This window comes from Caproiciproducens sp., from assembly GCF_053840905.1.
The window spans coordinates 24,123-50,583 of sequence record NZ_JBNLXQ010000015.1 but is presented as its reverse complement, the minus strand read 5'-3'; the positions used below and the strand labels follow the sequence as shown (position 1 = coordinate 50,583).

The window sequence follows — 26,461 nt, the reverse complement described above, 5'->3', positions numbered from 1 at the left end:
CTCCTTGTCAGCTGTTAGAAAAAACAGCCTCCCGAAGGGGGCTGTATCTGTTTTGCGTTATGCGGTCACATTGAGCTTCGGCGGCTGATAGTCGGGGCTGGCCGACGGCGGAACGTACTGGGGCTTGCCCAGATATTTGAACTCTACCCGAGCGTATTCCTTTACGACAAACTCAACGCTTGCGGGGGTAAACTTCAGCTTCGGCCTGTTTTTCGCCAGCCAATCGTAATTCTGCCTGTCCGTTTCATATTGGACGGAAAGGCTCTGCGCGTCCCAGTCAAAATCGGTTGGATAAGAAGGAATCCCGATCGTGCTTTGGACGGTGGGCTGAAGATGCTGAAAAGCAAGGGTACTCAACGTGCTTGTGCTGTTTTGTGTTTCCATCAGCGTTTTCTCTTCCTTTGCAAGACCGGCGGTGCCGCTCATGGACATCAGGATCTGATCTTCGCAGGAAACCTGACCGGTTTGGTTTTTTGCGGCGGTTGATCTCGCTTTGTATTTGTACTCGTGCGTATCGAAATACAGCCGGGACGTATAGGGGGTTAAATCCGTAAAATCCACAATCCCCTGCTGGGAAAAAGTGTCGTCCGATATTTCCAGTTTCGCATTGTGGACTTTCATTTCAAAAGAAAGGGGAACATGAATGATATCCAAAAGCTGTTCCATCTTCAATCACCTCGCCTGCTGCGTGATTCCTAATTCATAAAGTCCAAAAAGGTCGGCTGAAGGATCTGCGCGCCCACTTTTAAAGCGGCGTTGTAGGAAGACTGCTGATAGAGCTGTGCCGTAACGGCTTCCTCAAAACCGATATATTCGGTGCTGTCGATTTTTTCAAGGACTTTATCGCCGATGGACGTCAGGTTGGTCAGTGTTGTCGAAAGAAAAGTGGATTTTGAACCGTATTCCGAAATTTTTCCGATCATAGCGTCGCTCTGGTCGCTGAAATTGTCCAGAAGGGGCTTTATTTCATCGTAAGAATAAGTAAAATTAGAGGCGTTCTTACCGCCGTCAAGCTGGTCGGCGATCTGCCCGAGCAGGGTGTAAAGATTGTTGGAAACGCCGCTTTCCGTGCCGTCCGATGTGCCGTAGCCAATAATCGATATACCGGGTATAGCGGAGTTATAGACGCTTTGGCTGTTGATTGCCGCGCTTCCGCTTTCCGTACTGAGTCCCAGCCCGATGTTGATAAAGGTCTGTTCATTGGCAAGCTCCTTCAGGCCTTCCGGCCCGATGGTATCAGTCGCCTTGGCCGTCTGGTCGGAAAGATCCACCGGACAGTTCAGATCGCCCGAGATTGCTGCTTTTGAAAGATCAAAAGTCACGGAGGGATTATCCGTGGCGGGCAGGGGAGAGGAACCTTTCAGCGCCGCCAGGATATCGCTGTTTTTCGCGCCCGTCGGCAGGGTGACGGTCAGCGTTTGCGAAGCGGTGTCCACCGAAGCGGAAGGGGTGGCGCCCCCCGCGGTTTTTACCTTAATTTTGTAGCCGTTAAACTGCGTATCGCCCAGCGTGATCTGCGCGCCGTTATAGCTCAGGGTGGAGCCTGCTTCAATTTTGCCCGTGTTGACGTCGATGCCGCGGTATAACAGATTCCCGCTTTCGCCGACGGAAAAAGGAGGGTCGTTGGTATTGGCGCCGCCAAAAAGGTATCCGTCGCCGAACTGGGTGTTCATCTGTGTTAAAATGGTCTGCTGATACCCGCGGAGCGTTTTCGCGATCGCGCTGCGTCCGGTGTCGGAAGTGGTGTCGCTGATGGCCTGAAGGCATTCGCCCGACCCCGCCTCTGTCAGGACCTTTTTGATGGTCAGAAAGGTGGAGTTTGCGGTTGTAAGCTTATCCGCCGCGTCGTTCAGCTCGCTCTGATAACTTTGGTTCTTCAGATATTCGCGTCGGAGCGCGAATGCCTTGGAAGCCGAAAACGGGTCTTCCGACGCTTTGTCGAACTTCCGCAGCGACAATTCCTGCTGGTTTGCCGCGTTCAGCGCGTTCAGCGAACGATTGAGGTTTGTGTTATATTGTTTCATGACCATTCCCATGGTGATTCTCATAGCTGCCGTCCTCCTTTTAAACCGTGGGGATTATCTTCCCACTATCCCCATTTTGTTGATGATCGTATCCAGCGCCTCGTCCAGAGTAGTCATAAATCGGGAGGAAGCGGTCAGCGCCTGATTGTACATAATCAGGTTGATGCCTTCCTCGTTGACGTCGACAGAGGATATGGAGGCTCTCTGCGTGTCGATTTCCGCAAGAGTGGAATTGTAAGTGGTGTTCTGCCGGCCGACGTCGCTTTTTTGCAGGGCCAGCACGGAAACCGATAAGTCCGACATAAACGAGTCGATGGAGGTAGTAAACAGAGTCTTGGCATCCGCGTCGTCCGTAGTTTTGTAAGTTTTGTCTTTGCCGAGCTCGCTGATCATATAAAGCACGTTGTCGCCCTTGCTGGAAGTATCCACGCTGCCCGTCTGTTTGGTGGCGGTGATATAGGAGCTGGTCGCGGTGTTCCACGCGTTGGAAATACTGATGTTCCCGGCGGTGATGCCGGTCGTCGTCGTGCCGTCCTCGGTGGTGAACAGCGGCTTGTTGTCCCCGTCGTCGTTCGTACTGTTGACCCGGTTCATTGTGTCCGCGAAATCGCCGGCGAGCTTGTCCAGCATCTTTTCATAATAACCGAGGCCGCGTTCCCCGGTGACAGAGTCGAATTCCCCGCTTTCGTTCAGCATGGAAAGATATCCGCCGAACGCTCCTTCCGTCAGGTCCGCGTTGCCCATAACGACGGGATCGCCGGTGACACTGTCGAAAAGGGGCGTTCCGTCGGAACCCACTGCCTGAACGGGGGTTTTGGCTGCGGCGTTATCCAGTGACATAGTGACACAGCCCGTGCCGGCATCCGTTTCCATGCTGAACTCGCTGTAATCCCCGTTCGCCACCAGGCTGAATTTCTGATCGCCGGACACAAGGTCGATGTGCAGCTCCGAAACCGAACGGTCGGAACCCACCTCCACCGTTTTTGTGGAAACCTCGATATTGGCGTACTTTGACAGTTCGTCGATCATGGTATTGCGCTGATCGGTCAGCTCCAGCGCGGAGGTGCCGGAAATTTCCGAGCTTTTGATTTCCTGATTCAGGTGTGCTATATTCTTTAAAAGATTATTCACTTTGGTGATCGCGTCGTCCTGAAGAGACTTTGTCTGTTCTTTCCGGATTTTCGACAGCTGCTGGGACGCGCTGTTGAACGCCTTGGTCAGAAGCATGGCGGAGTTCTTGACGATATTCTCGCTGGAATAGGTGGGGGAAGACGCGAGTGTGTTCAGCTGCGTGATCAGGTCCGAAAACTGTGCGCTGAGTCCGTCCTTGGAGGATTCGTCAAAAATATCCTCAAGGTCGCTCAGGGTATCCAGCTGGACGTCGGTTTTGCCCACATAAGCGTGTTCCGCGCGGTAGCGGATATCCAGATAGGGGTCCCTGATCTGGCTGGTCCCGCCGCAGTACACGCCGTTGCCGAGGGCAAGGTTGCCGCCCGTATAACGCATGTTGCTGCCGGTCGGGCCGACCGAATAGGAGTCCACCCGCTGCCTTGTGTAGCCCGTGGTATTTACATTGGTCATATTCTGGCCGGTGATCTGCAGATTGGCCCGGGCTGCCTGAATTCCGCTTTTGGCGACGTAGAACCCGGAAAAAGTTGACGACATGGGAATACCTCCTTAAACTTTTTTGGACAGAATGCTGGGGGGAGTGGATCCCTCTTCCGCTTTTGAGGAGTATATCCGTTGCAGTTCGGGATTGTTTTTCAGTTTACTGACGTCTTTTTCGATTTTGTGCAGCTTCAGCTCGGTGAGCTGATTGCAGCGGAGGTTGATCTCCTTCAGATTCAGCGTCACCTGTGAAAGTTCGTCGAAAATACTTTTCGCCTGCGGCTGCAGGGAAGGCTCGAACATCGGGATCAGCTGCCGGAAGGTCGCCTTTGGATCGCCGGTCTGCGCGACCAGCTTGTCGCGCTCCTGTTCAAGCCCTCTGGCCTTGAGCATGAACGCCTCTTCTTTTCTGACATGCCCGTCCAGGGTGGCGACGTTGTTGTTTGCCAAATCGTTGTATTTTTCAGATTCGATCTCCAGAAAGCTTTTATAAAAATTCAGGTAATCGCGAAGGAATTTCAGCAGCTTTTCAGCAAGCTCTTTTCCAATCATTTTCTCTGCTCACCCGCCCTTTGATTTTTTGCATCTGTTTTGTATATTCATTCGTTATTGTCCGTCAAAAGGATTTTCGCAATTTCCACAGGGCTTACGGCATATTGCCTGACGTTCAGCTGTTCCTTGATTCTGCCGACGGCTTCCTCGTCCTTGTCCCCGTTTATTTCCGCGATAATTTTATCTTTGGTTTCCGAAATAAACTGGCTGTTATTTGAAAGGCGCGCGGCGCCTTGCGAGATTTCAATTTTATCCACCCTGGAAGCATTTGCCGCCTTATTCAGATTGCCGGAAAACGCCGGCCCGGTCACCGTGCCGTCGGTGTCGGCCCGGCCCGGCTGTCTGGCGGGATATTGGCTGGTTATATAATTGAAATTGTGGTCGGTACTTTTAATAATCATCAATACTCACCTCTGCAAAAATTATCGGCAGGTTTGATTAAATATTTAGAAGAAAAAGCTGAATTTCCAAATACTTTTTTCCTATATTGGACGGTTGTATGATTATGAAATAAAAAATACAATCGAAATATTTCGAATTAAGAGAATTTTAAGCGAATTTCAGTTGACTTTTGTCATTATTTGCATATATAATTAGGTAAAATATATGATATAAAACAATTATTATTGTTTATAAGTTTGGTCACAGATTTATATCTTTGAAATTATTTGTTTAATATTCAAAGAAATTCGTGACCGAATTTTAATGATTTTTAATACTTTTAATAAATGAAAGAAGGGATTGCTTTGGATTGGTTTAACAGTGTTTCTGCCGCGCTATTGAACAAGGACCTGGACGGCCTGTGGATCAGGCAGCGGGAAATCTCCGACAACATCTCCAATATTGAAACGCCGGGGTATAAGAGTAAGTCCGTCAGCTTTGAGGACCAGCTGAAAAAGCTGATGTCCGAGGGCGGCGAAAACAGCGGTGATCTGATCAGCCGGATTGAAAGCGCAGCTCCGCGGACCAGCGTGTCGGATGACGAATCCTTGCGGCTGGACGGAAATAACGTGGACGCGGAAAAAGAGAACATAGAGTTGGCAAGGTCACAGATTAACTATTATTATTCCCTCCGCGAGCTTTCGGATTATTTTTCACGCCTGAGGTACGCCATTACGGACGGGAAAGCCTGACGGCTTCCCGGGAATAGAATGAGAAAGTAAAAAGTAGGAGGAATTCGTGTGGCCTTTTTAAATTCGCTGGATATCAGCGGTTCTGCCCTTACTGCGGGCAGGCTTCGCATGGATGTTATTTCTGAGAATATCGCAAACGCTTCCACCACCAGAACGGAAAACGGGGGACCCTACCGCAGAAAAATCGTCGTTTATGAACCGGCGGAACAAAATTCGTTCCGGCACATTCTTGACAGAAAAATGAGTGAAAATGAGTCGGAGCAGACTCCCAAAGGAGTCAGGGTTTCAAAAATCGAGGAAGATCCCAGCGATTTTACCCCTGTTTACGACCCTTCCAACCCGGACGCGAACGAGCAGGGCTATGTGATGATGCCGAACGTGGACCCGATCAAGGAAACGCTGGACATGATGTCGGCCACCAGAGCATACGATGCAAATCTGACCGCCTTTAACGCCGTAAAAGGAATGGCGGTAAAGGCTTTGGAATTGGGGAGGTAACGTAAATTGCAGATAGTTCCGATTGAAAAAATCAGCTCCGTCATTGACCCTGAAGGCTCCGGAAAAGTATCTTCTTCCGCCAGTACCGCGGCAGTTCCGTTTCAGGATCTTTTTCAGGACGCTGTCCAGAACGTAAAAACGACCAACGCCGGCCTTGACCGGGAGCTTTACAAGCTGACCACCGGCCAGTCCGACAATTTGCATGATATCGCCATTGCATCTACAAAGGCAACTCTCTCCGTGCAGATGCTGGTTCAGCTCCGCAACAAAGCCCTTGACGCGTATAACGAAGTCATGAGGATCAGTGTTTAGGCCAAAGTATACTGGAAGGGTGATTGCGGGTTAAACAATGAATATACAAATTAAAAAATATATTGACCCAATCAAAGCTTTTTGGGCAAATTTGACAAAGAAGAAAAAAATCATCATCCTAAGCGTTCTGGGCGGAATTGTCCTGCTTTCTGTAATCGCGGGGATTCTGCTGAACAGGCAGCCCTATGTCGTGCTTTATCCCGGGATGGATCACACAGAGGCCGTTGAGGTTATGAACGAGCTCAAGGACCGGGATATCAGCTATAAAGAGGACAACGGCACCATCATGGTCCCTAAGGACAAGGAAAATGCCCTGAGGATGGAACTGGCCAACGAGGGGTATCCGAAAACGGCGCCGAACTATGATTTCTTTACCAATAATGTCGATATCATGTCCACTGATTTTGAAAAGAAAACCATAGAAAAATATCAGCTGAACCAAAGGCTGGAGGCCGTTATCAAAACGCTGGACTGCATCCGGAACGCGAATGTGACCATCAGCATTCCCGACAGCAGCGGCTATGCGTGGGATGAAAATTCCGAAACGCCGACCGCTTCCGTCACGGTAACGCTGGCGGCGGGCAAGACGCTGGAATCGTCCCAGGTCAACGGAATCAAGCAATTGGTCGCGAAAAGCGTGCCGAATTTAAAAACGGACGACGTTGCGGTCATTGATACGGCCACCGGCAACGAGTTGAATGTTTCCAGCACAGACGGAGCCAACCAGGTCAACATTTCACAGTTTAAGCTTGAAATTGAAAAAGAATATGAAAACGATATTGAGAAAAACGTTCTGAAGGTCCTGACGCCGCTTTTTGGCCAGAACAATGTAAAAGTGACCGCCAAAAGCGTGATGGATGTGGACAAAAAGGTACAGGAGATCATCACTTATAATCCGTCACAGGACAATAAAGGTGTTATCAGCGAATCCGAAACGCAGAAGGAGCAGGAAACAGGCGGCCAGAAAACAACCGGGGGAGCCGCCGGGACCGAATCCAATACGGAAACCACGACCTATCCGGGCGTGACCGTGAACGGCGATACAATTTACACGAAAGACAGCGAAAGCTACAAATATCTTGTGAGCCAGGTAAAACAGCAGATTCAGGGGGACGCCGCAAGCGTTGCGGACATGACGATTTCCGTTGCCGTCAACAAGGAAATGATGGACGACACCCAGAAGCAGGAGATTGCGAAGCTCGCCGCCTACGCCGCCGCCATAAAGCCGGATAAGGTGGCTGTATACAACGCCGTCTTCCCGGGTGTGGATCAGCAGACGGGCGGCCCGTCGCCGACGGCCTTCCCGTTAAACCAGCTTTTGATTATCGGCGGCGTCGTGCTGCTCACCCTGCTGATCGTCATCCTTGTTGCGGCGATGGTCGCGCGCGGACGCAAGAAGAAACAGATGCTGGAGCAGGCCCAGCTGGAAGAGAACGAAAATCAGGAGGACGCTTCTCTGAAAGACCGCCTGGAAGAGGAGGAAGAGCAGCAGCCGGAAGAAGAGGAAGAGATTGAATTGCAGGCAATTGAAGACGCACGTGCTGAAAAAGCGTCCATGGAACAGGCTTTGACCAAAGAAATTCAGGATTTCTCCTCACAGAATCCTGAAATTGCCGCTCAACTGATCCGATCCTGGCTGAGAGGAGACGATGGCAATGGCAGATAAGCAGATGAGCGGACAGCAGAAAGCCGCCGCTGTCATTATCTCGCTGGGAGCGGAAAACGCTTCCAGGGTCTATAAATATCTGAAAGAAGACGAAGTGGAGCAGCTGACCTATGAAATAGCGAGAATGTCCCACATGTCTTCCGAAGAGATTGAAAACGTCCTCGGAGATTTTTATCAGGTCTGCCTGACCCAGAAGGTCATTACGGAGGGCGGCATGGAGTACGCGAAGAATGTTCTGGAAAAGGCGTATGGCGCCCAGACGGCGTCGTCTCTTCTGGAACGCGTCACCAAGTCGCTGAGGACCAAGGCCTTTGAATTTATCCGGAAAACGGACTATAAAAATTTGATGGCAATGATCCAGAACGAGCATCCTCAGACCATCGCCCTGATTCTCTCCTATGCCAGAGCGGATCAGGCGGCCATGGTCATCGCGGATCTTCCGAAGGACAAGCGGCTTGACGTCGTGGAACGGATTGCCACCATGGACCGCACTTCCCCTGAAATTATCAGGATTGTGGAAAATAACCTTGAAAATAAATTCTCCTCGCTGATGTCTCTGGACTTCATGGAATTCGGCGGCGTCAATTATATTGCGGACATTATGAACAATATGGACCGCGCCAACGAGAAGTATATCTTTGATGAACTGACGCGCAAGGACGCACAGCTCTGCGATGAAATCAAAAAGAGAATGTTCGTCTTCGAAGACATCACCGTTCTGGACGATATGTCCATTCAGCGTTTCCTGCGCGAGGTGGATTCCAAGGATCTGGTATTCGCGCTCAAGGGAGCCAATCAGGAGGTCTCCGACGTCATCTTCAAGAACATGTCGAACCGTACCACCGAAACCATCAAATCCGATCTGGAATTCACGCACAACGTCCGGCTCAGGGATGTCGAAGAAGCGCAGCAGCGGATTGTCGGCGTTATCCGGCGGCTTGAAAGTGAGGGTGAGTTAGTCATCAGCAAGGGCGGAAAGGATGAGGTTATTGCCTAACGTTATCAAAGCTTCCCAGTATGTTACGGTTAAAAACGGGACTGCCTTTCCGTCGAATAACGGAAGCGTTCAGAAAGTGCCCGATCCGCCCCTGGAAGAGGATCAGCATAGAAAGATTGTAAACGAGGCCTTTCAGAAAGCGCAGCAGATTATGGAGGCCGCCCAGAATTACACCGTGAACAAGGTACGGGAATCCACCCAGCAGATGAACCAGGAAGCCGCTCAGGTTCTGGTGCAAAGCAGGGAGGAAGGCTACGGCAGGGGCTTTGCGGAAGGAAACAAAGAGGGACGGGAGCTCGGGTACCGGGACGGTTATGAGGAAGGCCGGCAGGCCGGTCTGCAAAAAGCCGAAGAAGAAAATCGGGCCGTCGCCGAAGAGCTTTCCGGGATGCTGGATACCGTGGAAACCAGGAAGGCCGAAATCCTGCAAAAATATGAGGCCGATCTTAAAAAGCTGGCCGTCTCGATTGCGGAAAAAGTCATCCGGCGGGAACTGAGCATGAATGAAAAAGCGATGCAGTCCATCATTACCAACGCGGTGGACGCTTACCGCAATCAGGAATGGGTCAGAATCTTCGTCTCCAAAAACACGAAAACGCTGCTTCAGAAGGTGGACAAGTCCCTTGTTGAGGCGCTCAGAGATGTTTCCGACAGCATTAAAATCGAAGTCTCCCCCGATATGGAGGACGGCGACTGCATTATAGAAATGCCCGACCGGATGGTCGACGCCGGCGTGAACACGCAGATGGAAAAAATCAAACAGGCACTCCAGGTATGACAGTCAATTTTTAAAGATGGAGCGAAAAATGTTGAATTTTCAGGATTCCTACGATGCTTTGGAAAAATTGAATCCGCTCTGTTATATCGGCAAGGTGAAAAATATCGTCGGAATGATGATAGAGACCGCCGGACTGAAAGCCAATGTCGGCGATATCTGCGTCATCCGCAATTCCAACGACGACAAAACAGTCATGGCTGAAGTCATCGGGTTTAAAAACAGCAATATCCTGCTGATGGCTTACGGCGATATCAAGGGTATCGGCCCCGGCAGCCTGGTGCGTTCCACCGGCAGCAAGCTCCGCGTTCCGGTGGGGGATTTCCTGGTGGGCAGGACCATCGACGCCGCGGGCAGGCCCATTGACGGGCTGGGCGAATTTGATATCCGGCAGTATTACGACGTCGATTCCACCTATACCAATCCTCTGGAAAGGCCCAGGATCAGCGAGCAGCTGACCTTTGGCATCAAGGCGATAGACGGGATGCTGACCATCGGCAAGGGGCAGAGAATGGGGATTTTCGCCGGAAGCGGCGTCGGCAAGAGCACTCTCATGGGAATGATTGCGAAAAATGTCAAAGCCGATATCAACGTAATCGCTCTTGTCGGGGAAAGAGGCAGGGAAGTTACCGAGTTTATTGAAAAGGATCTGGGGAAGGAAGGGCTGGCGCGCTCCGTTCTGGTGGTCGCCACCTCCGACCAGCCGGCCATGTACCGCGTGAAATGCGCTACGGTCGCCACCGCGGTCGCCGAGTATTTCAGGGATCAGGGCAAGGACGTCCTGCTGATGATGGATTCCCTGACCAGATTTGCAATGGCACAGAGGGAAATCGGCCTGGCGGCCGGGGAACCTCCGGTTGCCAGAGGATATACGCCTTCCATCTACGCCGAGCTTCCCAAGCTTCTGGAGCGAAGCGGAAACTTTAAAGAAGGCTCCATTACCGGTATCTATACGGTGCTGGTGGAGGGAGACGATACCAACGAGCCGATTTCCGACACCGTCCGGGGCATCATCGACGGTCACATCGTTCTGACCCGTTCCCTTGCCCATAAAAACCACTATCCCGCGATCGATGTGAACGGGAGCGTTTCCAGGCTGATGAACGATATTGTGTCAGAGGAACATAAGCAGGCCGCCGCGAAGGTCCGGAACCTTCTGTCCGTCTATTACCAGAATTACGATTTGATTTCGATCGGCGCGTATAAGCCGGGGATGAATCCAAGGCTGGACGAGGCGGTTAAGAAAATAGACGCGATCGATGCTTTTTTGTGTCAGAGAACCGATGAGAGCTTTTCGTTTGAAGAAACCCTGAACAGGATGAAAGAGTTGTAAGATATGAAGAAGTTTGCGTTTTCGCTTGAAAAAGTACTCGGCTTTAAACAGCAGACGCTCGACGTTAAAAAGAATGAGCTTGCACTGCTGCAGGTGAAGCTGACCGAATTGGAAAAAGAAATTTATGTGCTGAACGATCAGTTCACAGCGACCAACCGCAAAATGCTTGAGGAGCTGCAAAAGGGGCTGAGTGCCGGCGATATGCTTATTTATAAAACGTATTTCAATACCCTGAATCAAAAGATTTTACATTTGATCGATCAGAAAAAACAGCTTTTGGATATCATCGCCCAGAAAAAAGCCGACATTGTAGCCGTCAACAGCGAAATTTCGGGGCTGGAAAAGCTTCGCGACAAACAGCTGACGGAGTATCTCAAGCAGATTCAGAAAAGCGAGGAGCTCGCAATGGATGAATATGTCGGACAGGCGCGCGGCGCCGTTTAAATGCTTATAAATATTTTTATTTATAAAATATCCCGATAAGGAGGTGATAAAAACGATACAGCAAGTCACACGTTCCACCGTACCGCAAAATTCCAAAGCATCCCAGATAAAGAACCCTGCGAACGCCTTTGATACTTTCATGGAGCTGGCGACCCTTGGCAGGGATCTGAAAAGCACGGCCCAGACGGACGCTGAACCCGGAGAGGAGGAAACAAAAGGCGGGAAAGCTGTTTCCGAGGGAAATTTACCGGTTTTCAATACAGCGGATGTTTCTCTTCTGAGCCAGCTGCTGTCCTCCGGACAGTTCCCATCCGTTGTACCGGAGCCGTTACAGGTTTTGCCCCAGGCAATGACCGCGGACCCGGTTCTGAGTGCGGATACCGTCCAGCAGCTGCCGGCCGGTTCCGGGCTCCTTCAGCAAGTCCGGCCGCAGGCGGAAACCGCGACCCCGCTTTTGACGGCGGCGGATACCCTTTCGCAGACGGCAGTGAATATCCCGGCGCCCGGCAATGCGCCTCAGCAGGCGACGGCAGATGCGGCCTCGTCCGTAAGCGCAGCCGACGCACAGGAAACTTCCTGCCAAAACGAGCAAACACAATCCGTTCCGATTCCCGCTGCCGCCGGTGCCGATGCTTCCGAACAGACGGCTCCGCCGATGAATCGTCAGCCGGGTGTCAATCCTTCTCAGCAGATTCCGGTTTCGGATGCGGCAGCCGCCGTTTCCGTCCAGTCTCCGGCGCAGCCGCGGGAAAAGGGTTTACCGGCGCAGCAGACATTTTCAGAGGTGCAGGCAAAACCCGGTACGGAGAAAACGCTCTCTGCTCCAACGGTTGAAATTCAGCCGAAGCATGTCTCTCCTGCCGATGACAGGGATGCTGTTCCGGCAGACGGTCAAAGCCAGAATACGGCGCAGTTTTCGGACCTTTACCGGACGGGCAATGTGGTGATCAAAGTTTCCGACGCTCCGTCGGATACCGCCAGGACGACCAGTAAGCAGGTTGCCGACCAGATCCTTGTCAACTATAAGGCGGGAAAACCGGAGTTTCAGATGGACCTCTATCCCCGGGATCTGGGGAAAGTGTCGGTGAAGCTGGCAATGCAAAGCGGTGTGCTGACTGTTTCCATTCAGGCGTCGAATCCCAGGACCCAAAGCATGCTGATGGAGAACAGCTCCGACATCCGTACCCTTCTGCAGACGACCGTCACCCAGCCGGTGCAGATTTCCGAACCCGCTCAGGAAAAAGCGTGGTACCAGCAGGATCAGCAGGGCCGACAGGATCAGGCGCAGCAGCAGCAGGAAGAACAGCAGCACAATCAACAGCTCCACCGGGTCGGTTTAAGGGACGACGATACCAGCACCGGCGATTTTCTTTCCGTTATGCAGCTGCTGAAGCGGCAGGCTTATTCGCTGTAAAATTCAAGGAAAGGAGGACTTTGTTTGGCAATCAATCAGATCAATGCCTATTCCTACGGCACGAATTCCACTTCCGGTACCAATTCCGTTTCCGGCACTTCGCAAACCTCTGCTTCTCAAAACTCATCCGTGCTGGGACTGAATGATTTTCTGCAGCTTCTGGCCGCCCAGTTTGCCAATCAGGATGTGATGAATCCGACGGACAATACGGAGTATATTTCCCAGATGGCCCAGTTTTCCGCTCTGCAGGCAATGCAGGAGCTTTCGCAAATTTCCTATACGCAGTACGGGGCTTCCCTTGTCGGTAAAAAGGTTGTGGTCGCAAGTTATGACACGAACGGAAAGTATACGGAAGATACCGGTATCGTAGACAGCGTCAACTTTGCTACCGGTTCCAACGTCCTTGTGGTCAACGGCAAGGCGTATGACATTTCCTCCGTCATGAAGGTCGTCAATCCGGATGCCGCAACACCACCCGAGGAAACGCCGGACCCGGATGACCCGGATACTTCCGATGGATCGGATACGGGCGGAGAATCGGTTTGAATCCGTTTTTAACAGGGTGAAACAGTTAGGAGCACAGTCATGGATGACATTCAATTCAAAAAGAATTATTCCTCGTTTATCAATCCGAATTACACGGTGCCCCCCGCCGGCACAAATACGCAGAAGACCGGCGCGGTCGATCCGGGCAGCAGCGAATTCGGGCAGCTTTTCCGCAAGACTGTGGAACAGCAGCAGCTTACCTTTTCCAAACACGCACTGCAGCGCATGGATTCCAGAAATATTCCGGTTTCCCCGCAGCTCGTTTCCCAGATCAACGGCGCGGTAGAAAAAGCAAAATCCAAAGGAATCAAGGACGCTTTGATTTTAAACGGGCAGACTGCATTTATCGTGAATGTTCCCAGCAGTACGGTGGTAACAACCATGAGCGGCCGGGAAATGACCGAAAACGTATTTACAAATATTGACGGAGCCGTAATTTTATAACCGGACCTCTTGAGGAAGTTATTGAGCTTTGACTGACAGAGAAGCTCGTGCGGTTTCAAAAAGAAAGAGAGAGATCAAACTTATGATGAGAGCATTGTTTTCCGGAGTAGCCGGATTAAAAGCATACCAGACCGGTATGGACGTCATCGGCAACAATATCGCCAACGTCAACACCTACGGATTTAAGTCCTCCAGAACAACCTACCGCGATGTTTATTACCAGACTCTGGCGGGATCTTCCGCGGGAACCGCCAGCACTGTTGCCGGGGGCAACCCAGCACAGGTAGGTTACGGCTCGACCGCCGCAACGGTGGATGTGCTCAATACCCGTTCCGGCATGGCTACAACAGGCAACCCCACGGACTGCTATATCGACGGCGAGGGGTATTTTGTCATTCAGGACGGAAGCGATTATCTTTATACCCGTGTCGGGTCATTAAGCTTTGACGCTGCCGGAAATCTGGTGGATGGGAATAAGAAAATTGTCTGCGGGGCTCCAAGTGACGATGGTAAAACAGATCCTACGGCGATTAATGTTGCAGATATCGGTACCTATAAAGATATTACCATTGGCAGTGACGGTAAAATCACCGGTCAGGCGACTACAGGCACAGACGCAGGAAAAGTAGTTACTCTTGCTACAATTGCGATCGCAAATATTCCCAACCCCTCTGGTCTTACGCAAGAGGGCGGCTCTTATTACAAAGCGGTCAGCAATACAGGCGATGCAACCTATTTTGCCCCGGGCAAAGGTGCCGCAGGTAAATTAGTCACCAGCGCGCTGGAATCCTCCAATGTGGATCTGGCGAATGAGTTTTCACAGATGATCATCACCGAGCGCGGATTTCAGGCAAACTCAAAAATCATCACGGTCAGCGATGAAATGCTTGAGGATCTCGTCAATTTAAAGAGATAGTTCAATGACTGCCGTTTCTGGGGCCGGCTGCGGTCTCAGAAACGGTCCGTTAGTTAAAAAAGGGGAATTGAGATGATAGATTTAACCAGCTTAAACGGTGTTTCGTTTGCCTTGAATTCAAACCTGATCGAGACGATAGAAAATATACCGGAAACAAAAATCACCCTGACCACGGGAAAATATTTTCTTGTTGCGGAGGAAAGGCAGGATATTATCGATAAAATCATTCATTACAATCGGCAGATATTTCAAAACACAGTTAAACTAATGGATTAACCTCAGCGGGATATTCCTGTATCAGGTATCTTATTCAAGGGAGTGTTTATGTGGATTTTACCAGTATCATAGGGCTGATTGCCGGCCTTGGATTGGTTATTTTCGGAATCGTTTTCGATCCCTCCGCCGGAATTATTTGGTCTACCATCAAAAATTTTATCGACGTACCAAGCATGGCAATTACTTTTGGCGGTGCGATTGCCGCTACCGTCATTGCATTCCCGATTACTTATTTCAAAGACATTCCGAAGCATATGAAAATCGTCGTTTCACGGAACAGGTACAATCCGCAGCAGTACATCGATACGATCGTGGACTACGCGCAGGAAGCCAGAAGAAAGGGCCTGCTTTCTCTGGAAGATAAGGCCAATCAGGAGCAGGACTCATTCCTCAAAAACAGCATCATGCTGATCGTCGACGCCATTGACCCGGCAAAGGTAAAGGAAATCCTGGACGACGAACTGGACGGGCTGGAGGACCGTCATTCCCATGCGTGGCAGTTCTACGAAAAGTTTTCCACCTTCGGCCCGGCATTCGGTATGATCGGTACCCTGATCGGACTGATCAATATGCTTGCCAATCTGGACATGAATGCGGACGGCGGCGCTACCAGAATGGCACAGGGAATGTCCACGGCGCTGGTGACCACTTTCTACGGGTCCATGATGTCCAACATGTTATTGACGCCGCTGGCCCACAAGCTGCATATGCGTCATGATGAAGAAATGGTGTGTAAGGAAATTGTTGTGGAAGGCGTTATGGCGATTCAGGCGGGGGATAACCCGAAACATATTGAGGAAAGACTGAACGCTTACGTGTGCGAAAAGAAGAGAATCGAATCCGGAAACAGAGGGCAGAGTCCTTCTCAAAGCATGTCCAGCGTGCCTGAAGGAAAAAAGCCAAAACGCAGTAAGAAGAAGTAACTTTGTTCAAAAACAGAAGCTGAGTTTCAGCGTATTTATATAAAAGCGGGGGTGTGAGAAAATGGCCAGAAAAAAAGCGGATCCCGGCGGCGGCGGCCCGAACTGGCTGGATACATATGCGGACATGGTAACGTTGCTGCTGACTTTTTTTGTGATGCTGTTTGCCATGTCGACCATGGACGCCACCAAATGGCAGAAGCTTGTAAAAGCTTTCTCTACCAATAAGCAGGCGACCGCTACTATGGAACAGGCCATACAGTCGGATGCCCTGAATTCTGACAGCGGCTCTTATTTCGATGCCGATGCCAGTGCCAGCAATGTGAGTTCCGAATCCGGACAGGGGGAAGAGGCCGGCAGCGGGGACGGAAGCGATCAGGTAACGGACTTTGACAGCCTGTACAAATATTTAAACGATTACGTCCATAAAAATGGCCTGCAGGACTCTGTGCAGGTACATAAAGGGGATAATTATACCTTTCTGACTTTTCAAAACAGCATCTTTTTTAACGGAGACAGCTCTGAACTGAGAGATGATGGGAAAAAGATCCTGGACTTTGTCTGTGACGGAATTAAAAATATTCCGGATCAGATCGGCGAAATCCGTTTCTATGGCCACACCGCCCGCGCGGGTAACTCAACCACCACCACCGCACAGGCTTTTGACCGCGCTTTGTCATCCGACAGGGCAAAAAATGTTTTGCTGTATGTCCAGTTGAAAAATATAATCGACCCGGCCAAAATGGTTTCAGAGGGCTATGGAGAATACCGCCCGATCGTACCGCATGACGGGACGGAAGCCACCCGTGCGAAAAACAGAAGGGTCGAAATTTATATTTCCAAAGCGGGGAAGGTCAGTTCCGTTTTGGATGAGGTTTATAAGGACATTGGGTCTGCCGACAGTAAAGGCACTGTAAGCAGCAAATGATCCGCTTGACAGTATTAAATTTTCCGTATGTCTGGTGTGCGGGGAATGGGAGGTTTTATGGCAGAGGTATTATCACAGAAGCAAATTGACGAATTGTTGGGCAATTTGCAGAGTGGTCATGTTAATTTTAATGAAATAGAAGAACAGACGACGGCTTCCAAGGTAAAAGAGTACGACTTTATGTCGCCTAAAAAGTTTACAAAGGAACAGCTGAAGCTTTTGGATAATGTTTTCGATAACTTTTCGAGGATGTTCAGCCTTCAGCTTGGCGGAATGCTCCGGTCGACCTGTCAGATGGAAATCCTGCAGGTCGAAGAGGAAGAGTATCGGGAGTTCAACAACGCTTTGGGTGATTCCATATTGGTCGCCATCTTCGGAATGCACAATGCCGAAAATAAAATAGACGATAAGCAGATATTGATCGAACTGTCGCGTCCCGTCTCCTTTTCCATCATGGACCGCATGCTCGGCGGCAACGGAACGGGTTACGAGATAGAAAGAGACTATACGGACATTGAGCTTTCGCTGCTCGAATATCTGTTTAAGCAGGTCAATCCTCTTTTAAATAACGCCTGGAGCAATTATATGGAAATCGATCATACCCTGGATATGATCGAAACCAATTCCCGGCTCATTCAGCTCATACAGCCGGATGAGGCGGTTGCGATTGTCGCGATCGAAATAACCCTTGAAAACCTGAAGGGAACGATGAATATCTGTTTGCCTGCTTCCTCTTTGGAAGAAGTATTTCGCTTTTTTAATTCCAAGTATGTCAAGCCGCCGAAAAAAGACGACCCCATGGTGGAGCAGCAGCGTAAGTCGGCGATTATGCATGGGCTGAAAAGCTCTCCGCTGACGGTGTGTGCAATATTAGGCAAAACGGAAATCAGCCTGAGAGAATTGCTGAATCTGCAGGTCGGCGATATCATTCCTCTCAATACGCAGGTAAACAAAGACTCTATTGTCCTGGAAGTGGAGAATTTGCCGTGGTTTACCGGCGTAATAGGAACGAAAAAGAAAAAATACGCAGTTAAAATTGACAAATCTCTGCAATAAACGATGAAAGGTGATTTCTATGGAGCCGAATAATGAAGAAACTTTTTCTCCTATGGAAATTGATGCGATAGGGGAGATACTGAATATCAGTTTAGGTTCGTCGGCGACTTCTGTTTCGGAAATGCTGGAACAGAGGGTCAATATAACGACGCCGCATGTTGAGATACAGCCTTCCTCCGAGGTCCATTTTGAATCCATGGAGCCGGCCGTTGCGGTCGAAATCAATTATGTCAGCGGCCTGAGCGGGAAAAACATCCTGATTCTGAAAGAGTCGGATGTAAAGGTCATTGTGGGGCTTCTGCTTCATACCGACTATTCCGATCAGGAATTTGTTATGGATGAGATGAGCATCGGGGCCATCTGTGAAGTAATGAACCTGATGATGGGCGCCTCCGCCACCGCTCTTTCCCAATTCCTGAACATGGCGATCAACATTTCCCCGCCGAATTCCTTCCAGATCGATAATTCCGAACAATTTAAAAGCAAATATTTCAGCAGCGACGAACTGGTTGTTTCCGTTAAATTCAATCTGATGATCGGGGATCTTGTCAACAGTGAATTTATCAGCTTAATGACAGTCAGCCTCGCGAAAGAAATTATTTCCTCCTTTAGCCTCGGTTCGCCCGCCCCGGAGGAAAAGCGTCCGCAGCCGACGCAGCAGCAGATGACCCAGCAGCAGCCAGCGCCTGCCCCGCAGCCGGAAACGCCCACAGCCCCCCAGACGCCGGCAGCGCCGAGAAGGCCCGAGCCGGTACAAACGGCGGCTCCGGAACCCGCCGCAAAACCGGAACCGCAGCCGGGTTATCAGCAGAATTACAACGTGGGAAGAATGGCCTATCAAAGCTTTGACGAAGCCGATTCGATCCTTACCAGCGATCAGAGCAGCAACCTGAACATGATCATGTCCGTCCCTCTTCAAATTACCGTGGAAATCGGCCGGATCAGAAAGCCCATCAAAGATATTCTGGATTTCACTTCGGGAACGATTGTGGAGCTGGATAAGCAGGCCGGTTCTCAGGTCGATATCTTTGTGAACGGCAAGCCGATCGCCAAGGGCGACGTCGTTGTGGTAGACGACTTTTACGGTGTCAGAATTACAGAAGTGCTGAGCAATAATGAAATCATGAAATTAATATAAAACGCCGTTAGGTGTAATTTTAGGAGGAACAGAAATGAGCAAGAAAATTATGTTGGTAGACGACGCGGCTTTTATGAGGATGATGATTAAAAATACTTTGCAGCAGAATGGCTATACGGAAATTGTCGAAGCGGAAAACGGGGAAAAAGCCATTACTGTCTACGCCTCTGAAAAGCCGGACCTGATTCTCATGGATATCACGATGCCCGTCATGGACGGTCTGGAATCCCTGAAGCATTTAAAGGAGCTGGACGCAAACGTCAAAGTGGTCATGTGCTCCGCCATGGGCCAGGAAGCAATGGTCGTCGAAGCTCTGAAACTGGGCGCAAAGGATTTTATTGTAAAGCCGTTCAAACCGGACCGCATCATGAAAACGGTAAACGGTATTTTAGGGTGATGGGGCCGACGGCTGGATAAAGGAGGAACCGTGTTGAATTTTGCTTGGGGCACTCTGCCGCTGCTCAGCTTTTTTTCAGATATCCTGCCGCTTCTGTTTTCCCTGATTGCGATTGTTTTAGTGCTGTACTTTTGCTATGCGTTCAGCAGATTCATGGCAAACAAGGTCAACAACGTTTCAAAATCGGGAAATATCAAGGTGCTGGAGCGGGTGGCCCTGACGCAGGACAAGGGGCTTGTTATTATTGAAGTCTGCAAACGGTACTATCTGGTAGGTTTTGCAAACAACAACATCGAGATTCTGAAAGAACTGGATGAAGCGGAATTGAACATCCCCGGACCTTTGCAGAAGGATACCTTTCGTAATGTTTTGAATTCGACGCTGAAAAGCAGATGGGATGTGAAAATAAGCGATGCAATATTCAGAAGAGCCGATAAAACGGAAGACTCCGAAGACAAAAAAGAAAAAAAGTAAGCTCGGTAAAAAGGCTCTGATTCTGATTACGGTCTCTCTTGTGCTGATTTTTCTGCTCCCGGTCGGCGCTTCCGCGGCGTCCGTCAATGTCGATGTGAACGGCAAAGGAATGGACACGCTGGAAATTATCGAAATGTTTACGGTCCTTGCCCTTGCGCCTTCCATTCTGATTATGACGACCTGCTTTACCAGGATTATCATTGTCCTCTCTTTCCTGCGCAACGCGCTGGGGCTGCAGCAGACTCCCCCGAATCAGGTGCTGATCGGGATCGCACTATTTCTGTCGCTCTTTATCATGAATCCTGTGCTGAATGAAGTGAATACGCAGGCGTACCAGCCTTACAAGGAACAGAAAATCACGCAGGAGGAGTTCCTGCATAAGGCGGCCGTCCCAATGAAAAAATTTATGCTCAAACAGACAAAAAAAGAGGATTTGAACCTGTTTATCAATCTTTCCAAAGCAAAGGAGGTCAAGTCGGTCGACGAGCTGTCCATTACGGTAGTGATTCCCGCGTTTATGACCAGTGAACTGAAGCGGGCGTTTACAATCGGATTCCTGCTTTTTATTCCTTTTTTGATTATCGATCTGATTGTGGCAAGCACGCTGATGTCGATGGGCATGATCATGCTTCCTCCGGCGATGATCTCGCTGCCGTTTAAGCTGCTGCTTTTTGTGCTTGTGGACGGGTGGGGACTCCTGTTCAAAACGCTGGCGGCCAGCTTCAATCTGTAGCTTGGCTCAAATAACTGTGGGAGGATGCAGACATGTCAACATCGCAAATCACGGAAGTGATACAGGCTGCAATGGTTGCGGCGCTCAAGCTGTCCGCGCCCATTCTGATTGCCAGTGTCTTACTGGGACTGATCGTATCCATCTTTCAGGCGGCCACGCAGATTCACGAGCAGACCCTTACCTTTGTTCCCAAATTGGTGGCCATCGCGCTGATCCTGATGATTCTGGGACCGTGGATGATGGAAACCATGAATGATTTCACCGTCTACATATTCAGCCTGATAACAAAATTAAATTAAATCAGCCTCTTTTCCAGAACGGCAGGAAGGTGTGGTCATAAACGAAAAATGGAATTGAATTATGATTTTACTCTTCTGCTTTTTATTTTCATGAGAATGTCCGGCTGCATTCTGTTCAATCCCATTTTGGGAAGAAAAAATCTTCCGGTTATTCTCAAAGTCGGTCTCACCCTGATGCTTTCGGTTTTTTCCTATCACCTGGTTCCCGCCCAGACCATGGAAATCCCTTCTTTTCTGGTCCTGTCCGTCAGCCTGCTGAAGGAACTGCTGATCGGTTATATGGTGGGGTATGTCATCCAGCTGTTTCTGTCGGTCATGCTCATCAGCGGCGAAAATATGGACATGCAGATCGGTATTTCCATGTCGAAGATCTACGACCCGCAAAGCAACGTATCCATGCCTCTTTCCGCGTCGTTTATCAATACGATGTTTATTCTGATCTTTTTCGCTGTAAACGGCCATCTGACCCTGATTCAGATTTTTGTGAAGCTGTGCGTCATGGTTCCCTACGGTTCCCTTCATTTTGAACCGGTCATGTACCAGCCGCTCATCAACCTGTTTTCCCTCATCCTGGTGTACGCGGTGAAAATGTCGCTGCCCGTCCTTGCGGCGGAGCTGATTACCGAGATCGCTGTGGGCCTGGTGATGCGGGCTGTTCCCCAGATCGACGTTTTCGTCATCAATATCCAGCTGAAAGTAATCCTTGGGTTCGTTATCATCATCATTATGGCGCCGCCTCTGGCGTCTTTTCTTGAAAAACTGATTTTACTCATGTTTGACAATATCAATCAGGTGTTTCAGGCATTGCTGTAGCTTCCGGCTCCGTTCGGATCTGATTTTAGGGGGGATGATATGGCAGACAGCAGCAAGACCGAAAAAGCGACCCCGAAAAAAAGGGAAGACGAACGAAAAAAAGGCAATATTTTTCAAAGCAGCGACGTAATCAGCGCACTGTCCATTCTGTCGCTTTTTCTGATTTTAAAGATGCTTTTTCCCTTTATCTATCATTCTCTTTCCCTTTTCCTTTCCCGGTATATTGCCTATGCAAAGACGATTCCGGTGCTTACGGCCGAATTTGCAATGGACGTGGCCAAAGATGCGCTGATCGCTCTTTTTTCACTGGCCGGGCCGATGATGCTCACCGCCATAGCGGTCGGTGTGATCGCTACCGGGGCGCAGACCAGATTTAGGGTGTCCAAAGAGAACCTGAAAATGAAGTTTTCCAGGATCAGCCCCCTGCAGGGAATCAAACGGATGTTCTCCATCCGTTCCGTTACCGAACTGGTCAAAGCCATGCTCAAAATTTCCGTTATTTTTTACATCCTGTACTCGTCGTTCATGAACATTGCAAAATATTTTACGAAGCTGATGTTCGAAGATATTTTCGATGCCGTGCAGTTCATCCTGAATTCCATCATGGACATTGTCATACAGCTTTCCATGGTTTTTATTTTGATCGCCGCCTTCGACTATCTGTACCAGTGGTGGGAGTATGAGCGGAATATTAAAATGTCCAAGCAGGAAATCAAGGAAGAGTACAAGCAGATGGAGGGCGACCCGCAGATTAAAGGACAGATCAAGGAACGGCAGCGCAAAATCTCCATGCAGAGGATGATGCAGCAGGTGCCGACTGCGGATGTGATCGTCAGGAACCCGACCCATTTTGCCGTAGCGCTCAAATATGATATCGAAAAAAACAGCGCCCCGATTGTGGTTGCCAAAGGGCAGGATCACGTTGCGCTGAAAATTATAGAGATCGCGGAGAAAAACCATATCCCGATGACGGAAAATGTACAGCTCGCAAGGGCCTTATACAAAACGGTTGATGTCAACCGGGAAATTCCGGAGGAATATTATGTGATTCTTGCTGAAATTATGGCCTGGGTATATTCATTGAAAAAGGAGATGAGGTGATATTGAAGGTCCTCGATAATATCGTAGCAATTTTTGTCATCCTCATAGTCGGATTTATCATCATTCCGCTGTCTCCTTTTTTGCTGGATATGATGTTTATCATAAATATTACGATCTCCGTTATGATTTTGCTGATGACCATGTACGTGAAGGACGCGCTCCAGTTTTCCGTCTTTCCGTCTATGCTGCTCATTACCACACTGTTCCGCCTGGCGCTGAACATTTCTTCGACCAGGCTGATTCTTACCCAGTCCGGAAAAGCCGGACAGGTGATTGAAACCTTCGGCAGCTTTGTGCTGAAAGGAAACGTCATCGTCGGTTTCATCGTCTTTCTGATTATCGTCATTGTCAACTTTCTGGTCATTACCAAAGGCGCGGAACGTGTTTCCGAGGTTTCCGCAAGGTTCAAGCTGGACGCGATGCCGGGAAAACAGATGGCGATCGACGCGGACCTGAGCTCCGGGCTGATCGATGAATCGACGGCACGCCAGCGCCGGACGGATATCCAGCGCGAGGCGGAGTTTTACGGGGCCATGGACGGCGCCACCAAGTTTGTAAAGGGCGACGCGATCGCCTCCATCATCATCACGTTTATCAATTTTATCGCCGGTACCGTGATCGGCATGGTTCAGGGCGGCAGTACCTTTCAGGAGGTGCTGAATGTCTATTCGATTGCGACCGTCGGCGACGGCCTTGTATCGCAGCTTCCCGCGCTGATGATTTCCGCCGCGACCGGCATGATCGTTACGCGCGCGGCGTCCGATTCCAGCCTGAGCATGGACGTTTCGCGGCAGTTTTTTTCCCATCCCGTCGTTATGATCATCAGCGGCTGCACCCTGATCGGCCTTTGCTTTATCCCCGGTATGCCTGTCCCGCAGATTCTGATCGTGGCGGTCGGTATGCTGTTTGCCGGATTCAACCTCCGGAAGAGGAACGAGCTTGCGGCGGCTGTGGCCGCCAAGGCCGAGACGGCCCGCACGGCAACACAGCAGCAGGCGGACGACACGGATTATTTCAAAAATATCGACAATATCTACGACCTGCTGAAAATCGACGTCATTGAAATGGAATTCGGCTACAGCCTGATTCCGCTGGTCGACGAAAACAGCGGCAGCAGCTTTATTGAACGGCTGGTTACCTTCCGGAAGCAGTTCGCAGTGGATATGGGAATCGTCATTCCGGCCGTGCGGTTAAGGGACAACGGCACGCTGAATCCCAACCAGTATGTGATCAAGATCAAGGGCGAGGAAGTCAGCCGCGGCGAAATTCTGGTCGACTATTACCTTGCATTGGACCCGGGCAACCTTACCGGAACCATCGACGGCATAGAGACCATTGAGCCGGCCTACGGCATCCCAAGCAAGTGGATCACCCGGGACAAGAAGGAAATGGCTGAAATTTACGGCTATACCGTGATCGACCCGCTGTCCGTGGTGGTAACGCACCTTTCCGAAACCGTCAAGAAATATGCGCATGAGCTGCTCTCCAGACAGGACTTGAACCAGCTGCTGGAAAACGTCAAAAAGACCGGTTCCACCATTGTGGACGACGTGATCCCCAATCAGATTACCTTCGGCGGCCTTCAGAAGGTTCTGTGCAACCTGCTGAAGGAGGGCGTTCCCATCAGGGATATGGAAACCATTCTGGAAACGATTTCGGACAACGCCTCCACTGTCCGCGACCTTGAGGTCCTGACCGAATACGTGCGGCAGGCCCTGAAGCGCACGATCACCCGCAAGTGGTCCGACGGCGGCCAGATCAGGGTGATTACGCTGGACAGCGAGGTCGAAAGGCTGATTATCAATTCCATCAGCAAAAACGATCAGGGCACCTATCTTTCGCTTGACCCCCAGTCCACGCAGAAGATCATATCCAAGCTGATGGAGTGTATCACAAAGGTCAAGGATGTCATCAATATTCCGATTGTACTGACCTCCCCGCTGGTCAGGATCTATTTCAGCAAAATGCTGGAGCAGTTTTATCCCAACGCGGTGGTTCTTTCGTTTAACGAACTGAATTCCAATGTCCAGATCCAGGCGGTTGCCAATGTTACATTGGAATAAACAGAGGATCCCATGATCAATTTTAGGCTTGAAAGGAGGGGGCGGCTGCGGTGAAGAATACGGAAACGGAGAAGATAGGGGCAGCGGAGTTATGGACCAGGTATCGTCAGACAAGAAACACCGACCTGCGGAATATGCTTGTTGTTCAGTACAGCTATATCGTGAAGTGCATAGCGTTGAAAACAGTCGGTCGCTACCAGTATTTCAACTATATGGACGATATCGTCAATGAGGGCCTGATCGCTCTTCTGGATGCTGTGGAGAAATTTGATTTTGAAAAAAAAGTGAAGTTTGAAACCTATGCTTCCATTAAAGTGCGCGGCGCCATGATCGATTACATACGCAAACAGGACTGTTTCCCCAGAAGGCTCAAACGCATCGCCAAAAATATCAGCGAGGCGGAGAACATGCTCAACCACCGGCTGGGGCGCAATCCTACCGATCAGGAAACCGCGGATTTTCTGCAGATCAGCCTGCCGGACTATGAAAAGATGCAGGCGGAAACCTGCGTGCTCAATATGCTTTCCTTTGAAGAGATGATCTATGAAAAAGGCGTTGAAAATATTCAGGTCAGCCAGTCGGGGGACTCGATTCACGGGCCGGAGCAGGTTGTGGCGGAAAAAGAGCTGCAGGCCGTGCTTGCGAAGGACATCGAACTGCTCAATGAAAAGGAACAGGTGGTTATTTCGCTGTATTACAAGGAACAGCTGAAAATCAAGGAAATCTCCAGCGTGATGGGGATCAGCGATTCCAGAGTGTCGCAGATCCATTCCAGCGCGCTGAGAAAGCTGAAAAAATCTCTGGCGGAATACCTGAATCAATAGAATGTAGGAGGAAACAGCCATGGTCAGAGGATTTTACGCGCTTGGTTCCGGGATGCTGACACAGAGCAGGATCCTGACCGGCGTCAGCAACAATTTGGCAAATATCGAAACGCCGGGGTACAAGAAGAAGGAAGTCACCGCCTCCACATTCGGCAGCATGGTGATTAACCGCGTCGATTCGCAGAAAACGCCCATCGGCACCATGAGTTTGATTACGGCGGCGGATAAAACCAACGTGATTCATTCCGAGGGCACCCTCAAGAATACGGAGCGTCCGCTGGATTTTGCCATCCAGGGAGAGGGCTTCTTTGCGGTACAGGGGGCGAACGGAACGGTCTACACGCGCAACGGCAGCTTTAACGTTGACGCGGAAGGATATCTTGTTCTGGACAATGTCGGCCGCGTAATGGGCCAGAACGGCCCCATTCAGATCGGCACCGACCAGTTTACCGCCGACGCGCAGGGAAACCTGACGGTCGGAGGAAATGTTGTCGACAAAATCGCCGTTTACGGTTTTGACGATTATAATAACCTTCGGATATCCGGCGACGGAATGTTCACGGGTACCAATGCGGCGCTGGTACAAAATCCGGAGATCATGTGGAAGACGATAGAAGGCTCCAACGTGAACGCAGCCGAGGAAATGACGGACGCTCTTTCGGCCCAGCGCAATCTGCAGACCTGTTCCCAGGCGATCAAGATGTACGACCAGGTTTTGTCGGATGCCGTCACCAATATCGCCAAAATATAATTTGCCACAGGAAGGGTGGATGAACG

31 protein-coding genes are annotated in these 26,461 nt (G+C 50.2%); 26 read left to right on the top strand and 5 right to left on the bottom strand.

All coding sequences use genetic code 11. The features are described 5' to 3' along the window. Nucleotides 1-57: 57 nt before the first annotated feature. The 5 genes from ACQGQ5_RS13785 to ACQGQ5_RS13765 are packed head-to-tail and all read right to left on the bottom strand — an operon-like array spanning nucleotide 58 to nucleotide 4,585. The gene (locus ACQGQ5_RS13785) at nucleotides 58-666 is read right to left on the bottom strand and encodes a DUF6470 family protein (protein ID WP_455737069.1); all 609 of its coding nucleotides are present in this window, start codon (nucleotides 664-666) and stop codon (nucleotides 58-60) included. Nucleotides 667-695: 29 nt separating this feature from the next. Next, nucleotides 696-2,048 (bottom strand): flagellin N-terminal helical domain-containing protein, encoded by a 1,353-nt coding sequence (locus ACQGQ5_RS13780; protein ID WP_455737068.1) that lies wholly within the window; start codon nucleotides 2,046-2,048, stop codon nucleotides 696-698. 30 nt (nucleotides 2,049-2,078) lie between these two features. Beyond that, nucleotides 2,079-3,689, bottom strand: coding sequence for a flagellar hook-associated protein FlgK (gene flgK, locus ACQGQ5_RS13775; protein WP_455737067.1), 1,611 nt, complete (start codon nucleotides 3,687-3,689; stop codon nucleotides 2,079-2,081). 12 nt (nucleotides 3,690-3,701) lie between these two features. Then, nucleotides 3,702-4,184 (bottom strand): flagellar protein FlgN, encoded by a 483-nt coding sequence (locus ACQGQ5_RS13770; RefSeq protein WP_455737066.1) that lies wholly within the window; start codon nucleotides 4,182-4,184, stop codon nucleotides 3,702-3,704. A 47-nt stretch (nucleotides 4,185-4,231) separates the two neighbouring features. Then, nucleotides 4,232-4,585, bottom strand: coding sequence for a hypothetical protein (locus ACQGQ5_RS13765; protein ID WP_455737065.1), 354 nt, complete (start codon nucleotides 4,583-4,585; stop codon nucleotides 4,232-4,234). Nucleotides 4,586-4,930: 345 nt separating this feature from the next. Here ACQGQ5_RS13765 and flgB point away from each other — a divergent pair, with 345 nt between their 5' ends. The 26 genes from flgB (at nucleotide 4,931) to ACQGQ5_RS13635 (ending at nucleotide 26,435) form a co-directional block, all read left to right on the top strand. Beyond that, nucleotides 4,931-5,317, top strand: coding sequence for a flagellar basal body rod protein FlgB (flgB, locus tag ACQGQ5_RS13760; RefSeq protein WP_455737064.1), 387 nt, complete (start codon nucleotides 4,931-4,933; stop codon nucleotides 5,315-5,317). A gap of 48 nt (nucleotides 5,318-5,365) precedes the next feature. Continuing rightward, entirely contained in the window at nucleotides 5,366-5,815 is a 450-nt protein-coding gene (gene flgC / locus ACQGQ5_RS13755; RefSeq protein WP_455737063.1) for a flagellar basal body rod protein FlgC, read from the top strand. Nucleotides 5,816-5,821: 6 nt separating this feature from the next. Next, nucleotides 5,822-6,127, top strand: coding sequence for a flagellar hook-basal body complex protein FliE (gene fliE, locus ACQGQ5_RS13750; RefSeq protein WP_455737062.1), 306 nt, complete (start codon nucleotides 5,822-5,824; stop codon nucleotides 6,125-6,127). Between the two features lie 37 nt (nucleotides 6,128-6,164). Beyond that, on the top strand, nucleotides 6,165-7,793 hold the full coding sequence (gene fliF, locus ACQGQ5_RS13745; RefSeq protein WP_455737061.1) for a flagellar basal-body MS-ring/collar protein FliF: 1,629 nt from the start codon (nucleotides 6,165-6,167) through the stop codon (nucleotides 7,791-7,793). After that, nucleotides 7,783-8,790: a flagellar motor switch protein FliG gene (gene fliG, locus ACQGQ5_RS13740; protein ID WP_455737060.1), complete on the top strand. Its 1,008-nt coding sequence runs from the start codon at nucleotides 7,783-7,785 to the stop codon at nucleotides 8,788-8,790. Before fliF ends, fliG begins: the two co-directional genes overlap by 11 nt. Beyond that, the gene (locus tag ACQGQ5_RS13735; protein WP_455737059.1) at nucleotides 8,783-9,568 is read left to right on the top strand and encodes a FliH/SctL family protein; all 786 of its coding nucleotides are present in this window, start codon (nucleotides 8,783-8,785) and stop codon (nucleotides 9,566-9,568) included. Before fliG ends, ACQGQ5_RS13735 begins: the two co-directional genes overlap by 8 nt. Nucleotides 9,569-9,596: 28 nt before the next feature. Next, nucleotides 9,597-10,898 (top strand): flagellar protein export ATPase FliI, encoded by a 1,302-nt coding sequence (gene fliI, locus ACQGQ5_RS13730; RefSeq protein WP_455737058.1) that lies wholly within the window; start codon nucleotides 9,597-9,599, stop codon nucleotides 10,896-10,898. Nucleotides 10,899-10,901: 3 nt separating this feature from the next. Then, a complete protein-coding gene (gene fliJ, locus ACQGQ5_RS13725; RefSeq protein ID WP_455737057.1) occupies nucleotides 10,902-11,342 on the top strand; it encodes a flagellar export protein FliJ in 441 nt (146 codons plus the stop codon). Nucleotides 11,343-11,385: 43 nt separating this feature from the next. Continuing rightward, complete coding sequence (locus ACQGQ5_RS13720; RefSeq protein ID WP_455737056.1) at nucleotides 11,386-12,756, top strand: flagellar hook-length control protein FliK; 1,371 nt, start codon at nucleotides 11,386-11,388, stop codon at nucleotides 12,754-12,756. Between the two features lie 24 nt (nucleotides 12,757-12,780). Continuing rightward, nucleotides 12,781-13,302, top strand: coding sequence for a flagellar hook capping FlgD N-terminal domain-containing protein (locus tag ACQGQ5_RS13715; protein WP_455737055.1), 522 nt, complete (start codon nucleotides 12,781-12,783; stop codon nucleotides 13,300-13,302). A gap of 39 nt (nucleotides 13,303-13,341) precedes the next feature. Continuing rightward, entirely contained in the window at nucleotides 13,342-13,746 is a 405-nt protein-coding gene (locus ACQGQ5_RS13710) for a TIGR02530 family flagellar biosynthesis protein (protein ID WP_455737054.1), read from the top strand. A gap of 82 nt (nucleotides 13,747-13,828) precedes the next feature. Continuing rightward, nucleotides 13,829-14,662 (top strand): flagellar hook-basal body complex protein, encoded by an 834-nt coding sequence (locus ACQGQ5_RS13705; RefSeq protein ID WP_455737053.1) that lies wholly within the window; start codon nucleotides 13,829-13,831, stop codon nucleotides 14,660-14,662. Nucleotides 14,663-14,734: 72 nt separating this feature from the next. After that, nucleotides 14,735-14,938: a flagellar FlbD family protein gene (locus ACQGQ5_RS13700; protein WP_455737052.1), complete on the top strand. Its 204-nt coding sequence runs from the start codon at nucleotides 14,735-14,737 to the stop codon at nucleotides 14,936-14,938. 50 nt (nucleotides 14,939-14,988) lie between these two features. Continuing rightward, nucleotides 14,989-15,861 carry a motility protein A gene (locus ACQGQ5_RS13695; RefSeq protein ID WP_455737051.1) on the top strand — a complete coding sequence of 291 codons (873 nt, stop codon included), beginning with the start codon at nucleotides 14,989-14,991 and terminating at the stop codon, nucleotides 15,859-15,861. A 61-nt stretch (nucleotides 15,862-15,922) separates the two neighbouring features. After that, on the top strand, nucleotides 15,923-16,786 hold the full coding sequence (locus ACQGQ5_RS13690) for a flagellar motor protein MotB (RefSeq protein WP_455737050.1): 864 nt from the start codon (nucleotides 15,923-15,925) through the stop codon (nucleotides 16,784-16,786). 57 nt (nucleotides 16,787-16,843) lie between these two features. Further along, the gene (gene fliM, locus ACQGQ5_RS13685) at nucleotides 16,844-17,842 is read left to right on the top strand and encodes a flagellar motor switch protein FliM (RefSeq protein ID WP_455737049.1); all 999 of its coding nucleotides are present in this window, start codon (nucleotides 16,844-16,846) and stop codon (nucleotides 17,840-17,842) included. A gap of 19 nt (nucleotides 17,843-17,861) precedes the next feature. Continuing rightward, complete coding sequence (fliY, locus tag ACQGQ5_RS13680; protein ID WP_455737048.1) at nucleotides 17,862-18,980, top strand: flagellar motor switch phosphatase FliY; 1,119 nt, start codon at nucleotides 17,862-17,864, stop codon at nucleotides 18,978-18,980. Nucleotides 18,981-19,014: 34 nt separating this feature from the next. Then, entirely contained in the window at nucleotides 19,015-19,377 is a 363-nt protein-coding gene (locus ACQGQ5_RS13675) for a response regulator (RefSeq protein WP_455737047.1), read from the top strand. 33 nt (nucleotides 19,378-19,410) lie between these two features. Beyond that, nucleotides 19,411-19,851: a FliO/MopB family protein gene (locus ACQGQ5_RS13670; RefSeq protein WP_455737046.1), complete on the top strand. Its 441-nt coding sequence runs from the start codon at nucleotides 19,411-19,413 to the stop codon at nucleotides 19,849-19,851. After that, nucleotides 19,790-20,584 carry a flagellar type III secretion system pore protein FliP gene (gene fliP, locus ACQGQ5_RS13665; RefSeq protein ID WP_455737045.1) on the top strand — a complete coding sequence of 265 codons (795 nt, stop codon included), beginning with the start codon at nucleotides 19,790-19,792 and terminating at the stop codon, nucleotides 20,582-20,584. The genes ACQGQ5_RS13670 and fliP overlap by 62 nt, the downstream gene beginning before the upstream one ends. 32 nt (nucleotides 20,585-20,616) lie before the next feature. Further along, nucleotides 20,617-20,883: a flagellar biosynthesis protein FliQ gene (gene fliQ / locus ACQGQ5_RS13660; protein ID WP_455737044.1), complete on the top strand. Its 267-nt coding sequence runs from the start codon at nucleotides 20,617-20,619 to the stop codon at nucleotides 20,881-20,883. 48 nt (nucleotides 20,884-20,931) lie between these two features. Continuing rightward, nucleotides 20,932-21,696 (top strand): flagellar biosynthetic protein FliR, encoded by a 765-nt coding sequence (locus ACQGQ5_RS13655; protein ID WP_455737043.1) that lies wholly within the window; start codon nucleotides 20,932-20,934, stop codon nucleotides 21,694-21,696. Between the two features lie 39 nt (nucleotides 21,697-21,735). Continuing rightward, nucleotides 21,736-22,797, top strand: coding sequence for a flagellar biosynthesis protein FlhB (gene flhB, locus ACQGQ5_RS13650; RefSeq protein ID WP_455737042.1), 1,062 nt, complete (start codon nucleotides 21,736-21,738; stop codon nucleotides 22,795-22,797). A gap of 2 nt (nucleotides 22,798-22,799) precedes the next feature. Further along, a complete protein-coding gene (gene flhA, locus ACQGQ5_RS13645; RefSeq protein WP_455737095.1) occupies nucleotides 22,800-24,860 on the top strand; it encodes a flagellar biosynthesis protein FlhA in 2,061 nt (686 codons plus the stop codon). A gap of 50 nt (nucleotides 24,861-24,910) precedes the next feature. Then, on the top strand, nucleotides 24,911-25,684 hold the full coding sequence (locus tag ACQGQ5_RS13640) for a sigma-70 family RNA polymerase sigma factor (protein ID WP_455737041.1): 774 nt from the start codon (nucleotides 24,911-24,913) through the stop codon (nucleotides 25,682-25,684). A gap of 19 nt (nucleotides 25,685-25,703) precedes the next feature. Beyond that, nucleotides 25,704-26,435: a flagellar hook-basal body protein gene (locus ACQGQ5_RS13635; protein ID WP_455737040.1), complete on the top strand. Its 732-nt coding sequence runs from the start codon at nucleotides 25,704-25,706 to the stop codon at nucleotides 26,433-26,435. The last annotated feature ends 26 nt before the right edge of the window (nucleotides 26,436-26,461 follow it).

Bases quoted from the DNA above. Each gene is read 5' to 3' on its own strand.
- ACQGQ5_RS13785 (WP_455737069.1), bottom strand. From the start codon at position 666: ATGGAACAGCTTTTGGATATCATTCATGTTCCCCTTTCTTTTGAAATG.
- ACQGQ5_RS13780 (WP_455737068.1), bottom strand. From the start codon at position 2,048: ATGAGAATCACCATGGGAATGGTCATGAAACAATATAACACAAACCTC.
- flgK (WP_455737067.1), bottom strand. From the start codon at position 3,689: ATGTCGTCAACTTTTTCCGGGTTCTACGTCGCCAAAAGCGGAATTCAG.
- ACQGQ5_RS13770 (WP_455737066.1), bottom strand. From the start codon at position 4,184: ATGATTGGAAAAGAGCTTGCTGAAAAGCTGCTGAAATTCCTTCGCGAT.
- ACQGQ5_RS13765 (WP_455737065.1), bottom strand. From the start codon at position 4,585: ATGATTATTAAAAGTACCGACCACAATTTCAATTATATAACCAGCCAA.
- fliF (WP_455737061.1), top strand. From the start codon at position 6,165: ATGAATATACAAATTAAAAAATATATTGACCCAATCAAAGCTTTTTGG.
- fliG (WP_455737060.1), top strand. From the start codon at position 7,783: ATGGCAGATAAGCAGATGAGCGGACAGCAGAAAGCCGCCGCTGTCATT.
- fliI (WP_455737058.1), top strand. From the start codon at position 9,597: ATGTTGAATTTTCAGGATTCCTACGATGCTTTGGAAAAATTGAATCCG.
- fliJ (WP_455737057.1), top strand. From the start codon at position 10,902: ATGAAGAAGTTTGCGTTTTCGCTTGAAAAAGTACTCGGCTTTAAACAG.
- ACQGQ5_RS13710 (WP_455737054.1), top strand. From the start codon at position 13,342: ATGGATGACATTCAATTCAAAAAGAATTATTCCTCGTTTATCAATCCG.
- ACQGQ5_RS13705 (WP_455737053.1), top strand. From the start codon at position 13,829: ATGATGAGAGCATTGTTTTCCGGAGTAGCCGGATTAAAAGCATACCAG.
- ACQGQ5_RS13700 (WP_455737052.1), top strand. From the start codon at position 14,735: ATGATAGATTTAACCAGCTTAAACGGTGTTTCGTTTGCCTTGAATTCA.
- ACQGQ5_RS13690 (WP_455737050.1), top strand. From the start codon at position 15,923: ATGGCCAGAAAAAAAGCGGATCCCGGCGGCGGCGGCCCGAACTGGCTG.
- fliM (WP_455737049.1), top strand. From the start codon at position 16,844: ATGGCAGAGGTATTATCACAGAAGCAAATTGACGAATTGTTGGGCAAT.
- fliY (WP_455737048.1), top strand. From the start codon at position 17,862: ATGGAGCCGAATAATGAAGAAACTTTTTCTCCTATGGAAATTGATGCG.
- ACQGQ5_RS13675 (WP_455737047.1), top strand. From the start codon at position 19,015: ATGAGCAAGAAAATTATGTTGGTAGACGACGCGGCTTTTATGAGGATG.
- fliP (WP_455737045.1), top strand. From the start codon at position 19,790: ATGCAATATTCAGAAGAGCCGATAAAACGGAAGACTCCGAAGACAAAA.
- fliQ (WP_455737044.1), top strand. From the start codon at position 20,617: ATGTCAACATCGCAAATCACGGAAGTGATACAGGCTGCAATGGTTGCG.
- ACQGQ5_RS13655 (WP_455737043.1), top strand. From the start codon at position 20,932: ATGGAATTGAATTATGATTTTACTCTTCTGCTTTTTATTTTCATGAGA.
- flhB (WP_455737042.1), top strand. From the start codon at position 21,736: ATGGCAGACAGCAGCAAGACCGAAAAAGCGACCCCGAAAAAAAGGGAA.
- ACQGQ5_RS13635 (WP_455737040.1), top strand. From the start codon at position 25,704: ATGGTCAGAGGATTTTACGCGCTTGGTTCCGGGATGCTGACACAGAGC.